Raw genomic sequence first — 14,563 nt, forward strand, 5'->3', positions numbered from 1 at the left:
ATGAACATGTTGGCATTCGCCATCAACGCAGCTGAAAAGGCACCGCTTTCCGACAGCCTGACGCTGACCGGCATCGACTTTCTCTGCAACCGCACCAAGCGCCGGCTGGAGAAAGTGCCGGAGAGCACAGAAGCGGCCTTTGCCCGCGACATGGCGGATTTCCCGGTCGCAACCCACACCGATGAAGCCAACCGCCAGCATTACGAAGTGCCGGCCGAGTTCTTCTCGCTGGTGCTTGGGCCGCAGCGAAAATATTCCTGCTGCTATTACCTGGGCGATTCCAGCACGCTCGCCGATGCAGAAACCGCGGCACTGGCTGAAACCGTCAAGCACGCCGATATCAATGATGGAATGGACATTCTGGAGCTTGGCTGCGGCTGGGGTTCGCTGTCGCTTTATCTGGCGCGGCAGTTTCCCAATGCCCGTATTACCTCGGTCTCGAATTCCTCATCGCAGCGCACCTATATCGTCGGTGAGGCAGAGCGCCAGGGCCTCTCCAATCTCACCGTCATCACGGCGGATATGAACGACTTTTCCCCATCCGGCACCTATGACCGCATCGTCTCGGTGGAAATGTTCGAGCACATGTCCAACTGGCGCGCCCTGTTTGAGCGCACCAGTGGCTGGCTGAAGGCGGATGGCAGGCTGTTCATCCACGTCTTCACCCACAAGAACCGCTCCTACCGCTTCGACCCGAACGACCCTGCCGATTGGATCGCGCATCACTTCTTCACCGGCGGCATCATGCCGGCGCACGACCTGCCCCACCGCTTCCAGGATGTTTACGCGGTGGAAGCCGAATGGCGCTGGTCCGGCACGCATTACCGCCGCACCGCCATGGACTGGCTTGCCAATTTCGACCGGGAGTCGGACAAGATCACGCCGATCCTCCAGCGCGTTTACGGCAAGGACGCCACTCTCTGGCACCGCCGCTGGAGACTGTTCTTTCTCGCCACCGCAGGCCTGTTCGGTCATGACAAGGGCGATGTCTGGGGCGTTGGCCACTATCTGCTGAAACCGGCCGGCAAATGACCGGCAAGGGCGAAAGCGCGACACAGGACGCGTTGACGGCAGCGACCGTCACCGTCGCCTGGGTCATCGTCGCCAACAAACCCTTCTACCCGCCTACGATCTGGTGGGTCGTCGGCAATGGCGTCGGGGCGGCATGGCTCAGCGTGCTGTCCATGCCCTTCTTTTTCGCCATCCCTTTCATCGCCAGGCGCTCGGCGCTCGCGGCAAGGATTGCGCTTCCGGTCATCGGCACCATCGACACGGTGTTCGAAACCAAACTCTTCGGTACGGGATCGGGCACGGAGCTGTTCTTCGCCGCCTGCATCATGCTGGTGGCACTGTCTTTCCGGGCAGGCGAAAAGCTCTGGCAGATCGGCCTGACGGGCTTCGTCTTTGTCGGCTTTCTGACGACACGCTACCTCATCGGCGACGCGTTGCATGTCTGGAGCGCCGAAGATCTAAGTAAGCTCCTCAACCTCAACGCCTTCGCGGTTGCCTGCCTCACCGCCTTCATCGCGCTGCGCTACTCAGGCATTCGCGGTGCGGATCACTCCTCCGGCACCAGCCCGTCATAGACCTCCAGAAGCGCTGCGGAGATGGCCGCACCCAGCGCATTCGCCGCATCGCGGATCTCCTCTTCCTTGCCATCGCGTGAGGCGATCGCCAGCGCCGAGGCCTCGACGGCGATGATCTCCTTGGCGCGCTCAATGGCCCACAGGCCAAAATCGCCGCGGTTGTCGATCGATACAGTGTCCATCACTTTGTCATCCCTTGGAAGCAATACGCCGATATGGAGCAGTGCCAGAAAAAGTCTGTAAGCAAAAAGGCCTGCAAAAGCCACCATATGCAGCCATTGGCAGGGGATCGACACCTCTTTGACGTTAACGCAATACCGTCTTTCCTGATGACAGACCGGGATCAATGCCGCATGTTCCGGGTTAGAAAACATGTAAGCCCGCCTCTCGGGCTGCAAATCGATTTTGGAACAAGGAGCTTTTTTGAGATGAGTTTGAAGTTTGGAACGAGCGGTCTGCGCGGCCTGTCGGAAGATCTGAAGGGCAAGGCGTCCGCCCTTTATGCCACAGCCTTCGCCCATCATCTTCTAAACTCCGGATTGGCCCAGCAAGGCGACCCGATCCTCATCGGCCAGGATTTTCGCGATTCGAGCCCGGCGATTGCCGCAAGCTGCATCGGCGCGCTGAAGGCTGCCGGCCTCAGACCGCTCGATTGCGGCGCACTTCCTACCCCGGCTCTCGCGCTCTATGGCCTGTCTCTCAAGGCAGCGGCGCTGATGATCACCGGCTCTCACATTCCCGCAGACCGCAACGGCATCAAGTTCTACCGCCCGGATGGCGAAATCGACAAGCAGGACGAGACCGCGATTGCCGATCTGGCCGCAAGCCTGAAGCAGGACGCGCTGACAGTTGAAGAAGGCACGGCCGAAGACCGCGGAGCGCAGGCCACCGAACTCTTTTACGAGCGCAATATCGGTCTGCTGCGTAACAATGCGCTGAAAGGCCTGAAGATCGGCGTCTATCAGCACAGCACCGTGGCGCGCGATCTCTTTGTCGACGTGCTGGCGCATTACGGCGCCGAAGTCGTGGCACTCGGCCGCTCGGAAAGCTTCATCCCCGTCGATACCGAAGCCGTCTCGCCCGAGACGCTGGAGAAGCTGAAAGCCTGGGCGCCGGAGCATGGCCTCGATGCAATCGTGTCTGCCGATGGCGATGGCGACCGGCCTTTGCTTGCCGATGAAACCGGCACGCCGCTGCGTGGCGATCTCATCGGTCTCATCACCTCGAACTTCCTCAAGGCGAGCGTCGTCGTCACACCCGTTACATCCAATTCCGGCATCGAGGCGGCGGGTAAGTTCAAGGTGGTGCGCACAAAGGTGGGCTCGCCCTTCGTCATCGCCGGCATGGCCGATGCACTGTCGGAAGGCAGCGATCACGTGGTCGGCTTCGAGGCCAATGGCGGCTTCCTGACGGCAACGCCCTTTACCCTGCATGGCAAGCAGATCGCGCCGCTTCCCACCCGCGACTGCTTCCTGCCGATCCTCGCGACGCTGCAACTGAAGGCAAGCGAAGGAAAAACGCTCTCCGAGGTTGCCGCCGCCTACTCGCTGCCTGTCGCAGCCGCCGACCGCCTGCAGGATTTCGCCCAGGAGAAGAGCTCGGCTCTGATGGAGCATCTGCGTGCCTCGCGCAGCAATCTCGAAGCGTTCCTCGAGCCAGTCGGCGCGGTCCAGTCCACAAGCGATATCGACGGCCTGCGGGTGGCACTCACCAACGGCAACACCATCCACTTCCGCCCCTCCGGCAATGCCCCGGAAATGCGCTGCTATGTAGAAGCCGCCAATGAAGACGAGGCCAATGCGCTGCTGAATCAGGGCCTCGACCTGATCCGCAATTTCGGCTGATCGTATCTGACGATCATCAGGATGCGGCAGCACAAATTGCCGCATCCCGGCCTTTCCATTTGCACTTTCCTTGAGGACGCGCCAAAAGCGAAGCGAACGGAGACGGCTCAGGCGTGGCAGACGATACGATCACTCTCTATGAAGCCATCGGTGGGGACGCCACCGTGCGGGCGCTCACGCGCCGCTTCTATCAATTGATGGACACGCTGCCGGAAGCCGCCAATTGCCGCGCCATCCATCCGGCCGATCTTTCCCGCAGCGAAAGCAAGTTCTACGATTATCTCACCGGCTATCTCGGCGGGCCACCGGTCTATGTGGAGAAATACGGCCACCCCATGCTCCGCCGCCGCCACTTCGTCGCACCGATCGGCGCCAAGGAACGCGATGAGTGGCTGCTCTGCTTCCGCCGCGCCATGGACGAGACGATCGAAAACCCGAAGCTGCGCGAGATCATTTGGGCTCCGGTGGAAAAACTGGCCTTTCACATGCAAAATCAGGACGAGGCTCAGTCATGAACCAGAGGATCTTGAAAGCCGGAACACTGTTTCTCAGCAGCGTGCTGGGCGCATCCGGCGTCGCACTCGCTGCCGCGGCCACCCATACGGGTGCTACCTTGATGCTCGGTAACGCCTCTGCCATGTGTCTTGCCCATGCGCCGGTCCTTCTCGGTCTTCATCTCGGTTGGGCGCGCATCAAGACCGCCCTACCCTCGGCCCTTCTGCTGGGCCTTGGAACCGCGCTTTTTGCCGGCGATCTCGTCTCCAAGCATTTCACCGGCGAAAGCCTCTTTCCCATGGCCGCCCCCGCGGGCGGTCTCGGTATGATCTTTGGCTGGCTGACGCTGGCAGCCTCGGCTTTTTTTCCATCTGCGAGAGACTGATACTGCGCTCCAAAATCAATGCTTTAGCGACCATGTCCGCCGACACGCCAATTTTATCTGATCCACAGTAAAACCCGTCTCACCCGTCCAGCGCGGCGTGACCGTAAGCGCGAAGTACGGAACGCCATTGGCGTGACACCGTTATCGCTCTGGCGAAGAATATCGGTGAGGCCGTATCGTCAGCGATTATGGACGATCGGCTTGCAATGAAGCGGGGGTTATATGACATCGAAATGGCAGTGGTGGCTCAACCAGATCGTGCGGCGAATATGGTTCAGAGCCACACTGTTCTCGGTTGGAGGGGTGGTGACCGCACTTCTCGCCGTCGCCTTCTCCTCTTACATTCCAGCAGACCTTCCGGCGAAGATCGGAGCCGAGGCTGTCGATAAGATCCTCGGCATCATCGCTTCGAGCATGCTGACGGTCACCACTTTCTCATTGAGCACGATGGTCGCCGCCTACTCGGCCGCAACCAACAATGTCACGCCGCGGGCCACCAAGCTCGTGATGGAAGACAGCACGACACAAAACGTCCTGGCCACCTTCGTCGGCTCGTTCCTCTTCAGCCTCGTCGGCATTATCGCGCTCGCGACCGGAGCCTATGGAGACCAAGGCCGCGTCATCCTTTTCGTGGTCACGATCGGCGTCATCATTCTCATCATCGTCACCCTGCTTCGGTGGATCGATCATCTGTCACGCCTCGGGCGTGTTACGGAAACGACGGAGCGCGTTGAAAAGGCGACCATAGAAGCCCTTCGGTCTTGGATGAAAAGCCCGTACCTGGGTGGAAAAAGGCTGGAGGAGAACGATCCGAGGCTGAGTGCGTCGAACACGCCTGTGCACCAGTCAAAGGTCGGCTACGTCCAGCATGTGGATGGAGGCGTGCTGGGGCAAATTTCGGAAGAGTTCGACGTGGACATCGCAGTGGTGGCGATAGCCGGCAAGCTGGTTGCCCCGAACATCCCCCTCGCCTGGATCGTTGGCGATGTCGATGAAGAGGTGCAAAAGCGGATAGCATCGGCGTTTACGATCGGGGATGTCCGCTCCTTCGATCAGGATCCCCGTTTCGGTGCCGCGGTTCTGGCCGAAATCGCGTCCAGGTCATTGTCGCAGGCCATCAACGATTCCGGCACTGCCATCGACCTGATATCCAGATACATCCGTGTGCTGACCGTCTGGGATGAACATTCCGATGAAAGCGATGTGCAATATCCGAGGCTGCATGTCGCACCCATCAGGCTCGAAGATTTCTTCGATGATCTCTTCATTCCGCTGGCCCGAGATGGCGCTGCTATTCTCGAGGTGGGTATTCGATTGCAGAAGGCGTTCATCACCCTATCCGGTTTCCGTCACCCCGAGTTCAAACGCATTGCGGCTCAACATTCAAAAAGCGCAATCAAGCGTGCCGAAGCAACATCCATGATTGAAGAGGACCTGGACAAGCTTCGGCGCACCGCTGGCCTGTTTGGTGCCGCGTAGGACCGGGCAGCGATCGGCTTCTACGGTAAGGATAAGGTTTCGTCGCGTGATCGCCATCAGACACGTGTCGCCTCGCGTCGATCTTCATGAGATCCAGCCAACTCCGCCCCATGCGATTTTTTGCGCGCAAACGCATTTGACAACGCCTCTCATCCCGCTACAGTATGACGCAATAAGAACTCATATTCCATTACTACGGATTAATAAGAGGGAACGTCATGCTTAAACGCACTTTGCTTGCAGCCTCCTTGCTGTTATTGCCTGCCATCTCTACTCCGTCTTTTGCCAGCGGCGTCATCGACGTGGCCACCATCGGCGAGCCGCCGACGCTCGACCCGATGGCCTCGACGGCCGACGTGGTCGGTATGATCACCCAGCATGTTTTCGAGACTCTTTTCACATTCGATGCTGAGTGGACGCCCATTCCACTTCTGGCCGCAGCGATGCCAACCGTATCCGCCGACGGCAAGACCTATGACATCACCTTGCGCAAGGGCATCAAGTTTCACGACGGCTCCACCATGACATCCGCCGATGTCGTCGCCTCGCTGGAGCGCTGGACCAAGATCGCATCGCGCGGAAAGCAGGTCGCTCCCTATATCAGCGCCATCACAGCCAAGGGCGACGATGCCATCCAGATCGTGCTGAACAAGCCTTATGCGCCGCTGCTGTCGCTGCTGGCCTTCAACAACTCCGCCGCCGTCATCATGCCGAAGGCAAACCTTGCCGAAGACCCGCTGACGAAGATCATCGGTACCGGTCCCTACATGCTGAAAGAGCGCAAGGCCGACCAATATATCCAGCTCGTCCGTTTCGATGGCTACCAATCGCTTTCTGAAGCGCCGAACGGCTTTGGCGGCGCCCGCAAGGCCATCCTCGATGAAATCCGCTTCGTGCCCGTACCCGATGCCAATACCCGCCTTGAGGGCGCAGTTTCCGGTCAGTTCGATTACGCCGACTCGCTTGCACCTGAAACCTTCGATCGCCTGAAGGCGTCGACCGCATCGGAACCAGTGGTATTGAAGCCCTATGGTGCGCCGGTTCTCGTCATGAATACCAAGGAAGGTGTGTTGGCGAACAAGGAGATGCGCCACGCCATCCAGGAAGCCTTGAACCCCGAAGACATGCTGCTTGCTGCATTCGGCAATCCGGAATTCTTCGCCGTCGATGGCGCGCTCTATCCGAAGGGCTATATCTGGCACACTGAAGAAGGTATCGCGCGCTACGGCGACGGCAATCCCGAAGCTGCAGCGGCCATGGCCAAGAAGGCCGGATACGACGGCGAAAAGCCGATCCGCATCCTGACCAGCCGCCAATATGAATTCCATTACAAGATGGCGCAGGTCGCTGCCGAATATCTGAAGGCCGCGGGCTTCAAGGTCGAACTCGGCGTCTTCGATTGGGCAACACTGACCACCCGTCGCGCTGATCCGAAACTATGGGACATCTTCATCACGCACGGCCCGTTCCCGCCGGAGCCGGTCCTCAACGGCTGGATGTCCGACAGCTATCCTGGCTGGTGGTCGACACCAGAAAAGGCCGCAGCGGTCGCACCCTTCATTGCAGAATCCGACCCGGAAAAGCGCAAGGTCCTCTTCGCCGAAATCCAGAAGGTCTTCTACGAAGACGCGCCGGTCTACAAGGTGGGCGATTTCAATGCGCTGAGCGCGAAAAAGAAAACCTTGAAAGACTTCAAGCCTTCGCCATGGCCCTACTTCTGGAATGTCAGCACCAGCAAGTGATCCTCCCGGATCGTGACCCCATGGGTGCCCCGCGCTGATCCGCGGGGCATCCTCACAGCACCCTTCATCGATAACGAGCATCTGTCATGACGCGTTCTTTTCCCAAGGACTTTCTCTGGGGCGTCGCCGCCTCCGCCTTCCAGACCGAAGGCGCCGTCAACAAGGATGGCCGCGGCCAGAGTGTCTGGGATGTCTATGCCCACACGCCGGGCCGCACCACCAATGGCGAGACCGCCGACATCGCCTGCGACCATTACCACCGCTATCCGGAAGATATCGGCCTGATGAGCGGTCTCGGCGTGGGCGCCTATCGCCTGTCGACCGCATGGCCGCGGATCTTTCCGCAAGGCTCCGGTCAGGTGAACCAGCGCGGTCTCGATTTCTACGACCGCGTCATCGACCTTCTCTTGCATGAAGGCATCGAACCGTGGATTTGCCTGCACCACTGGGACATGCCCGTAGCGGTGGAAGAAAAGGGCGGCTGGCGCTCACGCGAAACGCCGAAGATTTTCGCCGACTACGCCGCGACGATTGCCCGCCATTTTGGCGACCGAGTCAAACGCTTTGCCCCAATCAACGAACCAAACGTCATTCCCTGGGTCGCCTATAATGTCGGCCGTCACGCGCCAGGCAAGCAGTCCTATGAGGACAGCCTGAAGGCCATTCACATGCTGAACCTCGCCCACGGTTATTCGGTCAGGGCGGTTCGCGCAGAAGCGCCCAGGGCAGAGGTCGGCAACATCGTCTCGCTTGGTCCGGTGCGTCCGCATTATGACGATGCCGCTCACGAGGAAGCCCGCATTCTGGGCGACTGCCTGTGGCGCCGCGTAACCGTCGATCCGCTCTGGCTCGGCACCTATCCAGAGCCGATCGCCAAGGAAATGGAGCCGCTGATCCTTGGCGACGATATGGCCGATATCAGCCAGAAGATGGATTTCTTCGGCCTCAACCACTACAATCCCGTCTTCGTCGGCCCCAACAAGAACACCACCTTCGGCGTCGCCGAGACCGCCCCACCCACCGGCATGGGTCCGCTCACCGATGTCAACTGGGTTGTCGATCCGCAAGCCTTCCTCGAGCAGATCCGCGATACCAGCGAGCGCTACAACAAGCCGACCATCTACATCACCGAAAACGGCGCATCCTATCCCGACGCGCTTGGCCCGGATCGCAAGGTCATCGACAAGGATCGTATCGCCTATTTCGAAGGCTACCTGAACGTTCTTCTCGACGCGCTGGAAGAAGGCCACGATATCAAAGGCTATTTCGCCTGGTCGTTGATGGACAATTTCGAATGGGGTCGCGGTTATTCGAAACGCTTCGGCCTGGTCTATGTGGACTATCCGACACTTCAGCGTATTCCGAAGGCGTCCTATCACTGGCTGAGCGATGTGATCCGGAAGAACGCGTTGTAGAAACTATGTTTCGCCACATGGAGGTAGGCACAATAAGCCTCAGACCTCTCCTGCGTCATCCTCGGGCTTGACCCGAGGATCCACGATTTCAACGACTTATCGATAGTGGAGGTACCCGCAGACGTCATCCGGGGCCGCATCATCTCTTAATTCGCACCGCGCTCGTTCATCGTTTGCAGCGCGCGTTCAAGGCTGGACTTGCTGCCATTCCTCAAGGGGATAAACGTCTTGCCGAACTTCTTGCAGCCGGATTTGACGCGAAGGCACGCGTCATGGCTGATACAGTCGATAGGGCAGAAGACGCAATCGACCGAAGGCAGCAGCGTGTCGATGCGGGACACGGCTTCGCGCAGGCCCCCATCATGGTGGATCAACTCGGCATCGAAGTTGCTGGCGATCTGGCGCAGATGCGCCACCTGGCAATCGCGCCCGCCGACATAGAGAAAGCTTTTCGGACCGGCGGGTGCCTGTTGCTGGACGGACGTGTCTGGCGATTGAGAGCGGTCATCCTGCTTGCCCCGAACTGCCTTCTTTTTCTCTTTCCGCGCCATGCCTCACCTTGCCATTGACCCCGGCCCTCTGCCGGTCGTTGGAGCGCACGATATTAAAGATGAGTTTTAGAGTAAAGAATAAAGTTGATGATTAGCGTCATGTTTTCCTCACGAAGACGTTTTTCCAGAGAAAAACGCTTCGCAGTCGGCGATTTCAGCCCTCGAACGATCCATCATTCCGCGCCGCTGTTATTCATAAATGTATAGCGGGGCCGCCTGTTAGACGGATTGAAAACGAACGATACCGCATTTACATTCCTTCCAGCAGAGCTTTACAGAGCTTGCGTCAGGGGGACTGGACACGCTGGCGCGCAATATCGTCGACATCGCGGTTGGCTAAAACCGGATGGAGGCTAATATCGTAGAAGAGTCTAACGACTATCGCATGGACTTGTCGCCTAAGATAACCGGCGCCGCCAACGGCGTATGACTATCGCGCGACCCACTTGGGACGGACACATATATGCAGCGCATCGCACCGATTGCAGGTTTTACTGCCTTTCTTCTTCTCGGCCCGGCTCTTCCAACGGTCGCCTGGGCGGAGGGTGAGCCTGCGCAGGCAAGCCGCAACAATTTGCCCGCCATCGTTGTGACGGAGGTGGCAAAGCGTGATCTCGTGGACCGCGTCATTGCCACCGGCACCATTCGCCCTGTGGATGAGATTTATGTGCAGCCGCAGGTCGAGGGCCTTGCTGTCGACAAGCTTAATGTCGATGTCGGCGACAAGGTCGAGGCGGGTGCGGTTCTCGCCGAGCTTTCCCGCGACAGCCTGCTTTTGCAGAAGAGCCAGCTGGAGGCCAACAAGGCGAAAGCCCAAGCCGCCGTTGCGCAGAGCAAGGCGCAGGTGATCGAAGCCCAGGCCAATCTGGATGACGCCGTGCGCCAGAAGGATCGCGCCGCTCGCCTTGGCCAGTCCGGCTCCGGCTCCGTCTCCCAAGTCGAACAGACGGCCGCCGCCGCAGATGTCGCAAAGGCGCGTGTTGAGGCCGCCAAGCAGACCGTCACCGTCGGTGAAGCCGACATCAAGGTGGTGGATGCGCAGATCGAAGATATCGATCTGAAACTTGCCCGCACCGGCGTCAAGACGCCTGTTGCTGGCGTCATTTCCGCCAAGAACGCCCGCATCGGCGCCATTGCCAGCGGTTCGGGCAATCCCCTCTTTACCGTCATCAAGGACGGCGCGATCGAACTCGTCGCCGACCTGTCGGAGACGGATATTCAAAAGGTCGAGGTCGGCCAGAAGGCGCGCCTGACGGTGGCCGGTGGCGGCCAGAAGATCGAGGGCACCGTGCGTATCGTCTCGCCTACGGTCGATCCAACCACGCGCCTTGGTGCGGTCCACATCGTGCTTCCAGCGGGCAGCCCGGCGCGCGCTGGCATGTACGCCAATGCCGAGATCGTCGTTGCATCCGCCAATGCGCTCGCCCTGCCCTTGTCGGCTGTCACCTCCGGGCGCGAGGGCTCCACCTCGCGCAAAGTCGACAACGGCGTCATCAGGCAGGTGAAGATCGAGACCGGCATTCAGGATTCCGGCTTCGTGGAAATCAAACAGGGCCTGTCGCTCGGCGACAAGGTCGTGGAGAAGGCAGGCGCTTTCGTCCGCGACGGTGACAAGATCAACCCGGTTCCGGCAGCCGCCGCGGCCTCGAACTAAAGCGAAGGCACAGCCATGAACTTCTCCGCATGGTCCATCCGCAATCCGATTGCGCCGCTGCTTGCCTTCGCGCTGCTGCTGTTTCTCGGCATCAAGGCCTTTTACGACCTTCCGATCACCCGCTTCCCCAATATCGACGTTCCCGTGGTTGCTATCACGGTGACGCAGAGCGGCGCCTCGCCTTCCGAACTCGAAGCGCAGGTGACGAAGGAAGTCGAAGATGCCGTCGCCTCGATCAGCGGCATCGATGAAATCCAGTCCACCGTCACCGACGGCCAGTCGCTGACGACCGTTCTTTTCCGCATCGAAAAACCGACCGAAGAGGCCGTGCAGGACACCAAGGACGCGATCGACAAGATCCGCTCCAATCTTCCCGCCGGCATCGAAGAGCCCGTCGTCAGCAAGATCGACGTTGAAGGTCAGGCGATCCAGACCTTTGCGGTCTCCTCGCCGAACATGACGCTGGAAGAGCTCTCCTGGTTTGTGGATGACACCATCAAGCGCGCACTCCAGGGCCAGCCGGGCGTCGGCAAGATCGACCGCTATGGCGGTGCGGACCGTGAAGTGCGTGTGTCGCTCAACCCGTCGAAGCTCGACGCCTATGGCATTACCGCAGCCGAGGTGAACAACCAGCTGCGCGGCACCAATATCGATCTCGGTTCCGGTCGCGGCCAGGTGGGCGGCAACGAACAGACCATCCGTACGCTGGGCGATGCCCGCAGTGTGGCGGAGCTTTCCAACACCACCATCGCGCTACCCAACGGCAACTTCGTCAAACTGTCGGAACTCGGCAGGGTGACCGACACCTATGAAGAGCCGAAGTCCTTCTCGCGCTTCAACGGCAATCCGGCCGTCACCTTCGCCGTCTTCCGCGCCAAGGGCGCAAGCGAAGTCACCGTTGCCGAAACCGTGGCGCAGAACCTCGATAAGGTCCGTGCCAACCATCCGGATGTCGCCATCCAGATGGTGGATGACTCGGTCTACTTCACCTATGGAAACTATGAGGCAGCCCTTCACACGCTGATGGAAGGCTCGATCCTTGCCGTCATCGTCGTGCTGCTCTTCCTGCGCAACTGGCGTGCCACGTTGATTGCCGCGGTGGCACTGCCGCTTTCGGCCATCCCCACCTTCTGGGTGATGGATCTGCTCGGCTTCTCGCTCAACCTCGTCAGCTTCCTGGCTCTGACGCTGGCAACCGGTATTCTCGTCGATGATGCGATCGTGGAGGTGGAAAACATCTCGCGGCACATCAAGATGGGCAAGACACCCTATCGCGCAGCGCTGGAAGCCGCCGATGAAATCGGCCTTGCGGTAATCGCCACCAGCTTCACCATCATCGCCGTCTTCGTGCCGGTCTCTTTCATGCCCGGCATTCCCGGCCAGTACTTCATCCAGTTCGGCCTGACGGTTGCCTTCTCCGTCTTCTTCTCGCTGATGGTGGCGCGTCTGATCACGCCGCTAATGGCCGCCTATCTGATGCGCGCCGACGATGCGGTCGACGATCATCACGACAATGACGGTCGCCTGATGAAGACCTATACGCGGATGGTGACGGCCACCACGAGCAAATGGTGGGCACGCTATCTCACCTTGCTTGGCGCAATCGGTTTCCTTATCGCCTCGCTGATACTGCTTGCCCAGGTGCCCGGCAGCTTCCTGCCGCCGGATGATTCATCACGCGTGGTATTGTCGATCGAGCTTCCGCCGAATGCGACTCTGGACGAGACGGACGCCACGACCGCCAAGATCAATAATGCGATCAAGGGCATCGATGGCGTGGAAAGTGTCTTCATTCTCGGCGGTGCGTCTCCCAAGGGCGATCTCGAACTGCGCCGTGCGACAGTGCGCGTCATCCTGAAAAAGATCGATCACTCGCTGCTGAAGACGCTCGTCAATGACGGGCTCGGCTCCATTCCGCTGATCGGTCCGCATCTTCCCAAAGTCGAAGACAATGGCAGAACGCGGCCGCAATGGGATGTGGAGCGAGACATCTTCGCCAGCGTTCACGGCATTCCCGATGTCCGCATCATCAAGCTCAACGACCGCGCAGAGCGCGAGCTCGCATTCAACTTCCTCTCCTCCAATGAGGAAGACCTGAACCAGGCTGTCGGCATTCTGGAATCGCGTCTGCGCGCGTCTCCAATCCTTGCCAATGTCAGCTCGGAAGGCGCTCTGCCACGCCCAGAACTGCAGATCCGCCCGCGCAAGGATGAGATCGCCCGCCTCGGCATCACCCCGCAGCAGATTTCGCAAACGGTGCGTGTTGCCACCATCGGCGATATCGACGCACAGCTGACGAAGATTTCGCTGGATGACCGGCAGATCCCGATCCGCGTCCAGACCTCGCTCGACGTGCGGCGCGATCTGGCCGCCATCCGCGCGCTGAAGATCAAGACTGCTTCCGGGGCAACCGTGCCACTCTACAGCGTGGCTGATATCGACTATTCGGAAGGCCCGAGCTCCATCAAGCGCAACGACCGCAACCGCGTTGTCGCCATCGGCTCCGACGTTCCCTTCGGTACTGCACTCGATACCTCGACGAATGAGTTCAAACGGATCGTCGAAGAAACAAAGCTTCCGCCATCGGTCCGCCTGGCGGAAAGCGGCGATGCCAAGGTGCAGGGTGAAATGCAGCAAGGCTTCGTCAACGCCATGCTGCTCGGCCTGTTGCTGGTGCTCGTCGTTCTTATCCTGCTCTTCAAGGACGTGATCCAGCCCTTCACCATTCTCTTCTCGCTGCCGCTTGCCATTGGCGGCGTGGCCGTGGCGCTGATCGTTACGCAGAACGCGCTCTCCATGCCGGTTCTCATCGGCATTCTGATGCTGATGGGTATCGTCACCAAGAACGCCATCCTGCTCGTCGATTTCGCCATCGAGATGCGCCGCCACGGCATGGAGCGCGTCCACGCCATGGTGGAGGCCGGTCGCAAGCGCGCCCGCCCGATCATCATGACGTCGATCGCCATGTCGGCCGGCATGCTGCCCTCGGCTCTTGGTGTCGGCGAAGGCGGCTCTTTCCGTGCACCGATGGCAATCGCGGTGATCGGTGGCATCATCGTCTCGACGGTTCTATCGCTGATCGTCGTCCCGGCTTTCTTCCTGATCATGGACGATCTATCGCGTCTGCTGTCCCACCTCTTCGGCCGCTTTGTCGGCAAGAAAGAGGAAGAGCATCCGATCCTGTCGTCGGAAGAACTGTCGAACGTCGCGCGGGAAAACAGCCAGGCCATCGCCTCCATGGAAGAGCGTATCGCAGCGGTGGAGAAAAACGCGCCAAAGGATAACCGCAACGGAAAATCCGACAACGTGCTTCGGCTTCCGCCGCTCGCTGCGGAGTAAATCACGTCTTGCAACAATGGGCTTCAACCCGGTGAAGCGCATTCACCGGGTTCCCTGCTCAACTCGACACCCC

At 59.7% G+C, this 14,563-nt stretch carries 12 protein-coding genes; 10 read left to right on the top strand and 2 right to left on the bottom strand.

Annotated elements, in window-relative coordinates:
- Complete coding sequence (locus QE435_RS10300; RefSeq protein ID WP_349041298.1) at positions 1-1,032, top strand: cyclopropane-fatty-acyl-phospholipid synthase family protein; 1,032 nt, start codon at positions 1-3, stop codon at positions 1,030-1,032.
- Positions 1,029-1,586 (top strand): hypothetical protein, encoded by a 558-nt coding sequence (locus QE435_RS10305; protein WP_349041299.1) that lies wholly within the window; start codon positions 1,029-1,031, stop codon positions 1,584-1,586. The genes QE435_RS10300 and QE435_RS10305 overlap by 4 nt, the downstream gene beginning before the upstream one ends.
- Here QE435_RS10305 and QE435_RS10310 read toward each other — a convergent pair.
- The gene (locus QE435_RS10310) at positions 1,559-1,768 is read right to left on the bottom strand and encodes a hypothetical protein (protein ID WP_306934877.1); all 210 of its coding nucleotides are present in this window, start codon (positions 1,766-1,768) and stop codon (positions 1,559-1,561) included. The two genes, QE435_RS10305 and QE435_RS10310, sit on opposite strands and share 28 nt — an antisense overlap.
- Before the next feature lie 246 nt (positions 1,769-2,014).
- Between QE435_RS10310 and QE435_RS10315 the strand changes: the two genes are divergently transcribed.
- The 6 genes from QE435_RS10315 to QE435_RS10340 all read left to right on the top strand — a co-directional run bounded on the left by QE435_RS10315 (position 2,015) and on the right by QE435_RS10340 (position 8,946).
- Complete coding sequence (locus QE435_RS10315; protein ID WP_349041300.1) at positions 2,015-3,430, top strand: phosphomannomutase; 1,416 nt, start codon at positions 2,015-2,017, stop codon at positions 3,428-3,430.
- 113 nt (positions 3,431-3,543) lie between these two features.
- The gene (locus QE435_RS10320; protein ID WP_309771584.1) at positions 3,544-3,945 is read left to right on the top strand and encodes a group II truncated hemoglobin; all 402 of its coding nucleotides are present in this window, start codon (positions 3,544-3,546) and stop codon (positions 3,943-3,945) included.
- Positions 3,942-4,310 carry a DUF423 domain-containing protein gene (locus QE435_RS10325; RefSeq protein ID WP_349041301.1) on the top strand — a complete coding sequence of 123 codons (369 nt, stop codon included), beginning with the start codon at positions 3,942-3,944 and terminating at the stop codon, positions 4,308-4,310. Before QE435_RS10320 ends, QE435_RS10325 begins: the two co-directional genes overlap by 4 nt.
- Positions 4,311-4,532: 222 nt before the next feature.
- The gene (locus QE435_RS10330) at positions 4,533-5,789 is read left to right on the top strand and encodes a DUF2254 domain-containing protein (RefSeq protein ID WP_349041302.1); all 1,257 of its coding nucleotides are present in this window, start codon (positions 4,533-4,535) and stop codon (positions 5,787-5,789) included.
- A 218-nt stretch (positions 5,790-6,007) separates the two neighbouring features.
- Positions 6,008-7,531 carry an ABC transporter substrate-binding protein gene (locus tag QE435_RS10335; protein ID WP_349041303.1) on the top strand — a complete coding sequence of 508 codons (1,524 nt, stop codon included), beginning with the start codon at positions 6,008-6,010 and terminating at the stop codon, positions 7,529-7,531.
- A gap of 86 nt (positions 7,532-7,617) precedes the next feature.
- Entirely contained in the window at positions 7,618-8,946 is a 1,329-nt protein-coding gene (locus tag QE435_RS10340; protein WP_349041304.1) for a GH1 family beta-glucosidase, read from the top strand.
- A gap of 146 nt (positions 8,947-9,092) precedes the next feature.
- On the opposite strand, the gene QE435_RS10345 is transcribed toward QE435_RS10340, so the two are convergent.
- The gene (locus QE435_RS10345) at positions 9,093-9,497 is read right to left on the bottom strand and encodes a DUF2325 domain-containing protein (protein ID WP_306933978.1); all 405 of its coding nucleotides are present in this window, start codon (positions 9,495-9,497) and stop codon (positions 9,093-9,095) included.
- Between the two features lie 463 nt (positions 9,498-9,960).
- On the opposite strand from QE435_RS10345, the gene QE435_RS10350 reads away from it, so the two are divergent.
- Both QE435_RS10350 and QE435_RS10355 read left to right on the top strand, forming a co-directional pair.
- Positions 9,961-11,151 (top strand): efflux RND transporter periplasmic adaptor subunit, encoded by a 1,191-nt coding sequence (locus QE435_RS10350; RefSeq protein ID WP_349041305.1) that lies wholly within the window; start codon positions 9,961-9,963, stop codon positions 11,149-11,151.
- Positions 11,152-11,166: 15 nt separating this feature from the next.
- On the top strand, positions 11,167-14,490 hold the full coding sequence (locus QE435_RS10355; RefSeq protein ID WP_349041306.1) for an efflux RND transporter permease subunit: 3,324 nt from the start codon (positions 11,167-11,169) through the stop codon (positions 14,488-14,490).
- Positions 14,491-14,563 lie beyond the last annotated feature (73 nt).

This window comes from Agrobacterium sp. SORGH_AS 787 (assembly GCF_030819035.1).
GTDB lineage: Bacteria > Pseudomonadota > Alphaproteobacteria > Rhizobiales > Rhizobiaceae > Agrobacterium > Agrobacterium larrymoorei_B.

Excerpts from the sequence above, each read along its gene's own strand:
- QE435_RS10300 (WP_349041298.1), top strand. The coding sequence starts at position 1 with ATGAACATGTTGGCATTCGCCATCAACGCAGCTGAAAAGGCACCGCTT.
- QE435_RS10340 (WP_349041304.1), top strand. The coding sequence starts at position 7,618 with ATGACGCGTTCTTTTCCCAAGGACTTTCTCTGGGGCGTCGCCGCCTCC.
- QE435_RS10330 (WP_349041302.1), top strand. The coding sequence starts at position 4,533 with ATGACATCGAAATGGCAGTGGTGGCTCAACCAGATCGTGCGGCGAATA.
- QE435_RS10345 (WP_306933978.1), bottom strand. The coding sequence starts at position 9,497 with ATGGCGCGGAAAGAGAAAAAGAAGGCAGTTCGGGGCAAGCAGGATGAC.
- QE435_RS10315 (WP_349041300.1), top strand. The coding sequence starts at position 2,015 with ATGAGTTTGAAGTTTGGAACGAGCGGTCTGCGCGGCCTGTCGGAAGAT.
- QE435_RS10310 (WP_306934877.1), bottom strand. The coding sequence starts at position 1,768 with ATGGACACTGTATCGATCGACAACCGCGGCGATTTTGGCCTGTGGGCC.
- QE435_RS10325 (WP_349041301.1), top strand. The coding sequence starts at position 3,942 with ATGAACCAGAGGATCTTGAAAGCCGGAACACTGTTTCTCAGCAGCGTG.
- QE435_RS10335 (WP_349041303.1), top strand. The coding sequence starts at position 6,008 with ATGCTTAAACGCACTTTGCTTGCAGCCTCCTTGCTGTTATTGCCTGCC.
- QE435_RS10305 (WP_349041299.1), top strand. The coding sequence starts at position 1,029 with ATGACCGGCAAGGGCGAAAGCGCGACACAGGACGCGTTGACGGCAGCG.
- QE435_RS10355 (WP_349041306.1), top strand. The coding sequence starts at position 11,167 with ATGAACTTCTCCGCATGGTCCATCCGCAATCCGATTGCGCCGCTGCTT.
- QE435_RS10350 (WP_349041305.1), top strand. The coding sequence starts at position 9,961 with ATGCAGCGCATCGCACCGATTGCAGGTTTTACTGCCTTTCTTCTTCTC.